At 60.7% G+C, this 8,380-nt stretch carries 7 protein-coding genes; 4 read left to right on the plus strand and 3 right to left on the minus strand.

What is annotated here, in order from left to right:
* Positions 1–4: 4 nt before the first annotated feature.
* Together EGK63_RS08365 and metK are read right to left on the minus strand one after the other, a co-directional pair.
* Entirely contained in the window at positions 5–1,234 is a 1,230-nt protein-coding gene (locus EGK63_RS08365; protein WP_125900799.1) for an argininosuccinate synthase, read from the minus strand.
* A gap of 193 nt (positions 1,235–1,427) precedes the next feature.
* Positions 1,428–2,627, minus strand: coding sequence for a methionine adenosyltransferase (gene metK / locus EGK63_RS08370; RefSeq protein WP_125900800.1), 1,200 nt, complete (start codon positions 2,625–2,627; stop codon positions 1,428–1,430).
* Positions 2,628–2,823: 196 nt separating this feature from the next.
* Here metK and EGK63_RS08375 point away from each other — a divergent pair, with 196 nt between their 5' ends.
* The 4 genes from EGK63_RS08375 to EGK63_RS08390 all read left to right on the plus strand — a co-directional run bounded on the left by EGK63_RS08375 (position 2,824) and on the right by EGK63_RS08390 (position 6,642).
* On the plus strand, positions 2,824–3,048 hold the full coding sequence (locus EGK63_RS08375; RefSeq protein WP_125900801.1) for an oxidoreductase: 225 nt from the start codon (positions 2,824–2,826) through the stop codon (positions 3,046–3,048).
* A 799-nt stretch (positions 3,049–3,847) separates the two neighbouring features.
* Positions 3,848–4,330 (plus strand): hypothetical protein, encoded by a 483-nt coding sequence (locus EGK63_RS08380; RefSeq protein WP_125900802.1) that lies wholly within the window; start codon positions 3,848–3,850, stop codon positions 4,328–4,330.
* Positions 4,327–4,695, plus strand: coding sequence for a hypothetical protein (locus EGK63_RS08385; protein WP_125900803.1), 369 nt, complete (start codon positions 4,327–4,329; stop codon positions 4,693–4,695). The genes EGK63_RS08380 and EGK63_RS08385 overlap by 4 nt, the downstream gene beginning before the upstream one ends.
* 72 nt (positions 4,696–4,767) lie before the next feature.
* A complete protein-coding gene (locus EGK63_RS08390; RefSeq protein WP_125900804.1) occupies positions 4,768–6,642 on the plus strand; it encodes an NERD domain-containing protein/DEAD/DEAH box helicase in 1,875 nt (624 codons plus the stop codon).
* 337 nt (positions 6,643–6,979) lie between these two features.
* Here EGK63_RS08390 and EGK63_RS08395 read toward each other — a convergent pair whose 3' ends face one another.
* Positions 6,980–8,134, minus strand: coding sequence for a site-specific integrase (locus tag EGK63_RS08395; RefSeq protein ID WP_125900805.1), 1,155 nt, complete (start codon positions 8,132–8,134; stop codon positions 6,980–6,982).
* Between the last annotated feature and the right edge of the window lie 246 nt (positions 8,135–8,380).

Raw genomic sequence — 8,380 nt, forward strand, 5'->3', positions numbered from 1 at the left:
CGACTTAGCCCTTCTGGCCGTCCCGCTTGGCCAGGACGCGCAGGCGCAGAGCGTTCAGCTTGATGAAGCCCTCGGCGTCCTTGTGGTCATAGGCCTGGACGCCTTCCTCGAAAGTCACCAGATCCTGATCGTACAGGCTGTTGGGGCTTTCGCGGCCGATGATGGTCACGTTGCCCTTGTAGAGCTTGACGCGGACGGTCCCCGACACCTTCTGCTGGCTGTGGTCGATGGCGGCCTGCAGCATCTCGCGCTCGGGGCTGAACCAGAAGCCGTTGTAGATGAGCGAGGCGTATTTCGGCATCAGCTCGTCCTTCAGGTGCATGGCGCCGCGATCCAGGGTGATCGACTCCATGCCGCGGTGGGCGGCCAGCAGGATGGTCCCGCCGGGGGTCTCATAGACGCCGCGCGACTTCATGCCGATGAAGCGGTTCTCGACCATGTCCAGACGGCCGATCCCGTTGTCGTGGCCCAGCTGGTTCAGCTTGGTCAGCAGGGCGGCGGGCGACAGGGCCTCGCCGTCGATGGCGACCGGATCGCCCTTTTCATAGGCGATGGTGATGACGGTCGGCGTGTCGGGGGCGGCTTCCGGCGAGATGGTGCGCTGGTGCACGAACTCGGGCGCCTCGACGGCTGGGTCTTCCAGCACCTTGCCCTCGGACGAGGAGTGCAGAAGGTTGGCGTCGACCGAGAAGGGGGCCTCGCCGCGCTTGTCCTTGGAGATCGGGATCTGGTGCTTCTCGGCGAAGTCCAGCAGGGCCTCGCGGGACTTGAAGTCCCACTCGCGCCAGGGGGCGATGACGCGGATGTCGGGCTCCAGCGCATAATAGCCCAGCTCGAAGCGGACCTGGTCGTTGCCCTTGCCGGTGGCGCCGTGACAGACGGCGTCGGCGCCGACCATGCGGGCGATCTCGATCTGGCGCTTGGAGATCAGCGGACGGGCGATCGAGGTGCCCAGCAGATACTGGCCCTCATAGACGGTGTTGGCGCGGAACATCGGGAAGACGAAGTCGCGCACGAACTCTTCGCGCAGGTCGTCGATGAAGATGTTCTCGGGCTTGATGCCCAGCTTCAGCGCCTTCTCCTTGGCGGGGGCGAGCTCTTCGCCCTGACCCAGGTCGGCGGTGAAGGTCACGACCTCGGCGCCGTATTCCTCCTGCAGCCACTTCAGGATGATCGACGTGTCCAGCCCGCCCGAATAGGCGAGGACGACTTTCTTGGGGGCGGGCGTGCTCATCGGTCGGTGAATCCTTTCAGGAGACGCAAGGGTCAGGGGACGCTTGGGGGAGGCGTTCGGCGCGCTTAAAGGACCAGACGCGCCGCGATGCAAGCGCGGGATTGCGGCGCCGGTCCGCCAATGCGTCTAGGGCGCCGCGAACTGATCCGCGACGCCCCCGTTTTTAGGCTGGATTTTCAGCCGTTTAGAAGGGTCAGGCGGCCAGGGCCTTGAGGGCGTCGACCAGGTCGGTCTTTTCCCAGGAGAAGCCGCCGTCGGCGTCCGGCGTGCGGCCGAAATGGCCGTAGGCGGCGGTGCGGCGATAGATGGGCTTGTTCAGACCCAGGTGCTCGCGGATGGCGCGCGGCGAGGCGCCGCCGATCAGCTTGGGCAGTTCGGCCTCCAGCACCGCCTCATCGATCTTGCCCGTGCCGTGCAGGTCGACGTGGACCGACAGGGGCTTGGACACGCCGATGGCGTAGCTGATCTGGATGGTGCAGCGGTCGGCCAGGCCCGCCGCGACGACGTTCTTGGCCAGGTAGCGGCAGGCGTAGGCGGCCGAGCGGTCGACCTTGGTCGGATCTTTGCCCGAGAAGGCGCCGCCGCCGTGCGGGGCCGCGCCGCCGTAGGTGTCGACGATGATCTTGCGCCCGGTCAGGCCGGCGTCGCCGTCCGGCCCGCCGATGACGAAGGTGCCGGTCGGGTTGATGTGCCACTCGGTGTCGGCGGTGATGAAGCCCTGCGGCAGCACCTTCTCGACATAGGGCTTCACTATGGCCGCGACCTGCTCCTGGCTCAGGTTCGCCTTGTGCTGGGTCGAGACGACGATGGAGGTCGCGCGCACCGGGCGGCCGTCTTCATAGTGCAGGGTGATCTGGCTCTTGGCGTCGGGCTCAAGGCCCGGCTCCCTGCCCGAATGGCGGGCCTCGGCCAGGACCTTCAGGATGTTGTGGCTGTATTGCAGGGTGGCCGGCATCAGCTCGGGCGTCTCGTTCGAGGCGTAGCCGAACATGATGCCCTGGTCGCCCGCGCCCTCGTCCTTGTCTTCGCCGGCGTCGACGCCCTGGGCGATGTGGGCCGACTGCGGGTGCAGGTTGTTCTCGAAGCGGAAGGTCTTCCAGTGGAAGCCGTCCTGCTCATAGCCGATGTCGCGCACCACGCCGCGCACCGCAGCTTCGATTTCCTGCTGAACGCCCGGCGCCCACTCGCCCTCGGCGTTCATGATGCCCTTGCCGCGGATCTCGCCGGCCAGCACCACCAGATTGGTCGTCGTCAGGGTTTCACAGGCCACCCGCGCTTCGGGATCCTTGGACAGGAACAGGTCGACGACGGCGTCGGAAATCTGATCCGCAACCTTGTCGGGATGGCCTTCCGAGACGCTCTCGGAGGTGAAGAGGAACGACGAACGGGCCAAGGCAGGCTCCTGCGTGACGATAAGGTCGCTAGACATATAAAGATATGCTTATACGTGCAAGGCGGCTTCTGTCGCGGGTGCGACCTCTCAGGTCGAGCATCCTTAATGCGACTTCTCCAAAGCGTCGCATTTTCAAGCGCCTGCCTGTCATCAATCTTCGGCAAGGGGACGGCGACTGAAGGTCGGGATCGCGCTCATGGACGTCTTCTATTGTCTGATCCACACGCCCGAGGCGATCACGCCCGAGCTGTGCGTCCTGCCCGGCGCCACCGAGGTCGAGGCCGTGCGCGGCCTGACGGAGGTCGCGCGCGACTGGCCGCGCCTGGAGCGCATCGACCTCTATCGCGGCAACCACGAGGTCCGCAGCTTCGCCCCATCCGACTTTGCCCTGAGCCGACCGCTCCGCGCCCTGGCGGCTTGACGCCTGGCGAGCGTGCGGATGCGTCGCCCGAGGCTGGGTGCGTTTTGAAGGGCGAAGAGAGAAGTGGTGCCGCTTAGGTGACTCGAACACCTGACCCCCTCATTACGAACTCGTCGGAAGGCGAGCCGTAAAACCCAGTCGTGGCTTGGCTTCTAGCGTTGTTCGGGCCGCAGCGAAAGAGCCCCACCCACAGACTTCCCATTCTGGCGTGACGAGGTGATTCCGACGTTTCCTAAGTTGCGATCGTTAACTCAGTCCGACGCTGAAATCCGACCTGCGCCATACCTGCAAGCGCCCCGTGAAGCTCTCGAGCTGCAAGTCCACCCTTACCCGCACACCATCTGGCTTGCCCGCAACTTTGTGTGCGTGAAAATTTGGCTCTTGTGGACGGCCAATTTCTGGCTATACATCGGTATGTTCGAAGTTGCAGAAAGGAGTTCGCGATGCGGACCAGCCATATGAACGACCGGATGAGGCAGCGCGGCATCACAGAGGCAGAGATCTCCGTGATCCACGAATTGGGCGAGTGGAATGAGCGAGCGGATAGAATTGTCCTGACTGCCCGCCGCTGCGCCCTCGCAGAATCCATCTTGCGGCAAGAAATCCGGAACGCCGAACGCCGCGCAGGAAACACACAACTAGGCAGGGGGCAGAAACATGTTTGAAGAAGAGATTTCGCGCAAAAGGAGACAGCTCAAGGTTTTGGAGCGTCTGCGTCGGGCCGGGGGCGCGACCTTGGTTCTCGGCAATGATGGTGCAACGCAGATTACAGTCTTCCGTAATACGAAGAGGTTCCGCCATGTCTAAGGATGATAGTCGGACACTTAAGACGAAACGCGGTGAAATTGCCGTCCACGTTTACCCAGAAAAGCTCCGCGGAGAGGCTGGCCCCAGCGCGGTTCTTGGTAGGAATGACCGGAAGTTCAACATTCGGATTAGGCAGGATGACATTGTCCTGCTTGATGCCCTGGCGACGCTGTACGGGATAACGCGCTCCTCGCTGATCAACGAAATCCTGCATTCGTACATGCGGGATGAGTTGATGAGTATCAAGGAGGTCGATGCTCGGACCATGTTGGCTCACACAGCAGATCAGTCAGCTTCCTATGACAGCATCTCTCAGCCGTGGGTTTGGGACGCGCTGGGAGATGACTTTAATAATATGCTTCGCAATATGTTGGATGACGGAAACATTCATGGTCGCCCAGAAGAGGATGGTTACGACAACCACACGGCTACTTATTACGGGCTGCGCGACAAGTTGCAGGGTATGACAAAATGACCAAGGGCGTTCTATCCACCATCATCGACGGGATCGGCGAGGCTGAAGCGGAAAAGCGGGCCGAGAGTTTTGTCGTGGTCAATGTCCGCCCCGGCGAGAAGGTGGCGGTCATGCTCGACCTTCTGTCCAAATTGACTGGCCAGAGCCCCTCGGCATTGGTCACCGATGAGATGTCGCGCCGACTGGCTCTCTATGCGTCCGCATCCTCGGCAAACACCGAAGCAATTCTAAGTGCAGCAGAAAGTGTCCTGGAGCAGGGAGGCGGCCTCGGGTTCCAAGAAGGGAGTGCGTTGGCGCGCCTGCAATCGGAAGGCATTGTAGCGATCAAGGGGCCCCAGCGCAGGTTCTTTCCCTCTGGCGCGTAACGCCGACACTCAAAAAACTAGACCGCGCTATGCGCAGTCCAGAATAGTCGTATCAATATCCTTCGGGCAAAGATGACACGAATTATCGAGCCGCCTCTGGAAGATTACAAGTCCCTTCGGCAGCCACTGACAAGAGGCGAGTCTATTGTCCTAGATTTCTTCAATAAGCGACTGTCACCTGATTGGGAAATATACGTACAGCCGCACTTGAACGGGCTAAGACCGGATTTCGTTCTACTTAATCCCAACGTCGGCATCGCGGTCTTTGAGGTAAAAGACTGGAATCTAGATGCCATGGAGTACTATCGCGAACGCGATAATTTCGGCTACGAAGTCCTGTGCGCCAATGACGGCGAACGGAGGTTCAGTGTTCAGAACAAAAATCCTGCTACACAGGTGAACCGGTATCGTAACGAGATATTTCAACTCTACTGCCCGAGATTGAACAGTAATGGCGGGTTCGCAGCAGTGACGGCAGGCGTCATATTTCCGTTCGCGGACTCCAAGCGCGTGCACTCTTTGCTTCGACCATTTTTGCAGTTGGGAGAAAACGAAGAATACAAAGCATACCAACCCATTAGCGGAATCCAAGAGCTCAGGAATGGTGATCTATGTCACGTATTTCCTGAGTCTGTTCGTGAACACTCCAAGTTTATGACCCCAGCGCTAGCTGACGATTTGCGCGGTTGGCTAGTGGAGCCTGATTTCTCCAAGACTCAGAGACAGCCACTGGAGCTCGATAAAAATCAACAGATGCTGGCGAATACACGAACGGATTCGGGATACAGACGAATAAAGGGCCCCGCAGGGTCAGGCAAGTCTCTCATTCTGGCCGCCCGCGCGGCAAAGTTGGCTGATGAAGGAAAAACCGTCCTCATCGTGACCTTCAATATTACGCTCTGGCACTACCTTAGAGATGCAGTGGTCCGAGGGTTGAAAATCGGAAGAAGCCTCCAGAATATTTCGTTCTCACACTTTCACTACTGGTGTAAAAGCGTGTGCTACGATGCAGGTTGGGACGAGGTCTACGATCGTCTATTCTCGAGCCTTCCGGAAAGCGGCGGGAACAGGCAGCGCGAACTCACGAGACTCTTGGAAGAGGTATTGCCTGCTCTAGCTATACGGGCAATGGCCGAGCCTGGGGCACAGCGATACGACGCAGTTTTGGTTGACGAGGGGCAGGATTATCACCCGTCTTGGTGGGCCGCTCTACGGACGGCGTGCAAGCCGGGCGGTGAGATGGTCTTGGTGGCCGATGCTACTCAGGACGTTTACGGGACAGCGAAAGCGTGGACCGAGGAAGTAATGACCGGGGCCGGTTTCCAGGGGGGGCGGTGGGCGCAACTGGGTGTCAGTTACCGACTTCCGCCGGATATGCTGAACTTGGCGACAGCCTTCGCGGAACGCTTCTTGCCTGGCGACACGGCAGACATCCCGCAACAAGAGCAAGGATCTCTCGCCCTCTATCCGTGCAACCTGCGCTGGGTTCAATGCGAGGTCGCAGATGCGCAGGAACTTTGCGTTCGCGCGATCATCTCGCTTATGCATCAATCAGGAAAAGCCGGCCTAGCCAATGCGGACATCACGCTCCTGACAGCCAATATGGCGTTTGGGGAGAGGGTGGTGATCGATCTGGAAGAATTTGGGCCGAGGGTTGTGCAAACTTTCTCCGGGGACAAGCGCGAACAGCGGCGCTCTAAAATGGGCTTCTACATGGGCGACGCCCGCGTAAAGGCGACGACGCTCCACAGCTTCAAGGGATGGGAGACCCGAGCCCTTGTTGTCCACGTAGACCATGCGGAAAGTCCCGAGTCCCTAGCCCTCATTTATGCAGGACTGACGCGGCTCAAACGTAGCGCGGAGGGTAGCTGGCTCACGGTAGTCTGCTCCGCCCCGGCGCTAAAGGAGTACGGCGAGACTTGGCCACAAGGCGTCGCTCCGACGTAGCCTCCAACCATGCGGCCGTGTGAAGTCTTCACTGGGGTCAGTCGAGATGTGCCTCCCGCAGATCAGCGCTTGCTGAAGCTCCGTTTGTGATCGAGCATAGGTGATCCTCCCTCGTTTCAGTGGACACCCCTAGCGCCGAACCACGCTGGACTGGTACGGCGGCCCATTCGATCCTCAGATCATTGACCGGCTGATGATCGACGTCCGCTACGATGAGATCGCCAGACGATGGCGCAGATGAATATTGCGTCCGGTCAAACAGCCAAAGAGAAAAAATAAAAGGCGCCCCACCCGCACCCCGACGTGATGCCAGGATGCGGATGAAGCGCTCGGGAAGTTAGAAGGCGGCCTGTTTAGCGGCCCCGGCCTCGACAGCCTTCAGCAGGGTGTCATTGGCGAGGTGGCTGTAGCGCTGGGTGCTTTGATAACTGGCGTGACCCAGCACCTTGCCGACCGCGAAGAGATCGACGCCGCTGTTGACCATGTTACTGGCCGCGCTGTGGCGCAGGTCGTGGAGGCGGAGCCCCGGCAGCTTCGCTTCCTTAATTGCGTGCTGCCAGCTGTGTTTGATCGACACCAAGGGAAGACGTGTCTCCACATTCGGGACCAGCCAGGGACACCCCTTGAAGCGCGGCAACTTCTCGATGATGGCCAAGGCAGGCGTGGACAGCGGCACATGGCGTGATTTGCCTGTCTTACTGGTCGGGATGAACCACGACCGTCGTTCCACATCTACGTTCTCCCACTTGGCGTCTAGGAGTTCCCGCAGGCGTGCACCGGTGAGGAGGAGCAGGCCGACGATGTGCTGAAGTTGCGAGTTCTGGGACGCGGCCACCGCCGCCTTCAGTCGAGCGGTCTCCTCGGGCGTCAGGAAGCGCTCACGCCCGTTGTTCAGAGGCTTTCTGGGGATGCCCCGTGTCGGGTTCCTTTCCGTGCCCGGTATGTCCCAGCTAGCCCCCAGGACGAAGGATCGGCCCAGGATCACCCGCATCTTCTCGACCGAGGCCGGTGCCAAGCCGCCGACACGCTTCTCGTTCAACCACTGGCCGACCGACTGGCTAGTTATGTCGGTGAGGCGGGTCTTCCCCCACTTTGGGATGATGTGGATCCGCATGCAGGACTCCAGATCGTGGTAGGATTTGAGGTGGAGCTTGGCGAAGGCCAGATGCTTCTCGGCCAACTCACCATAGGTCGGGATGGACTTGGCCAGCGCCTTCTTCGCGCCGGGGTCGCCGCCCATCACCACCTCCGACCGCAGTTCCTGGGCCTTCTTTCGGGCTGCGGCGCAGGTGACGTCATTGACGCCCCCGATCTTGTACTGTCGCTGCCTCCCGCTCGCATCGATGTAGCGGAGGGAAAAGGTGGCTGTACCGCTGATGCGACACTCGAGGATGAAGCCGGAGATGTGGGTGTCGTACCAATCGGTCTTCTTCTTGCCGACCTCGCAACCGGCGTTGGCGACGAAAGCTTGAGTCAGGTGTGCCTTGGGCATGGGTGATTTTCCTTTGGTGGGTTGAGTTCAGACGAGCGCCATCACGCGGTGCCGAAGGGGGCGCAGCGGGAGGCGGTTTGGAGGGGGAAGTCTGGAGCGGGGCGGACCCGCATTTGCCCCAGGGTGACCCGCCTGGGCGGGGGGCTGGGGAGGGGGATGGTAGGGCCACTGACGTGCCCCTGAGAATTTCCTCCACGCGGAGCTAGAGTCCGGCCCTTGAAAGGACGGACGGAATGAAACGAGCGA

This window comes from Brevundimonas sp. 357 (genome assembly GCF_003938605.1).
GTDB lineage: Bacteria > Pseudomonadota > Alphaproteobacteria > Caulobacterales > Caulobacteraceae > Brevundimonas.

Excerpts from the sequence above, each read along its gene's own strand:
- EGK63_RS08385 (WP_125900803.1), top strand. The coding sequence starts at position 4,327 with ATGACCAAGGGCGTTCTATCCACCATCATCGACGGGATCGGCGAGGCT.
- EGK63_RS08395 (WP_125900805.1), bottom strand. The coding sequence starts at position 8,134 with ATGCCCAAGGCACACCTGACTCAAGCTTTCGTCGCCAACGCCGGTTGC.
- EGK63_RS08390 (WP_125900804.1), top strand. The coding sequence starts at position 4,768 with ATGACACGAATTATCGAGCCGCCTCTGGAAGATTACAAGTCCCTTCGG.
- EGK63_RS08375 (WP_125900801.1), top strand. The coding sequence starts at position 2,824 with ATGGACGTCTTCTATTGTCTGATCCACACGCCCGAGGCGATCACGCCC.
- EGK63_RS08380 (WP_125900802.1), top strand. The coding sequence starts at position 3,848 with ATGTCTAAGGATGATAGTCGGACACTTAAGACGAAACGCGGTGAAATT.
- EGK63_RS08365 (WP_125900799.1), bottom strand. The coding sequence starts at position 1,234 with ATGAGCACGCCCGCCCCCAAGAAAGTCGTCCTCGCCTATTCGGGCGGG.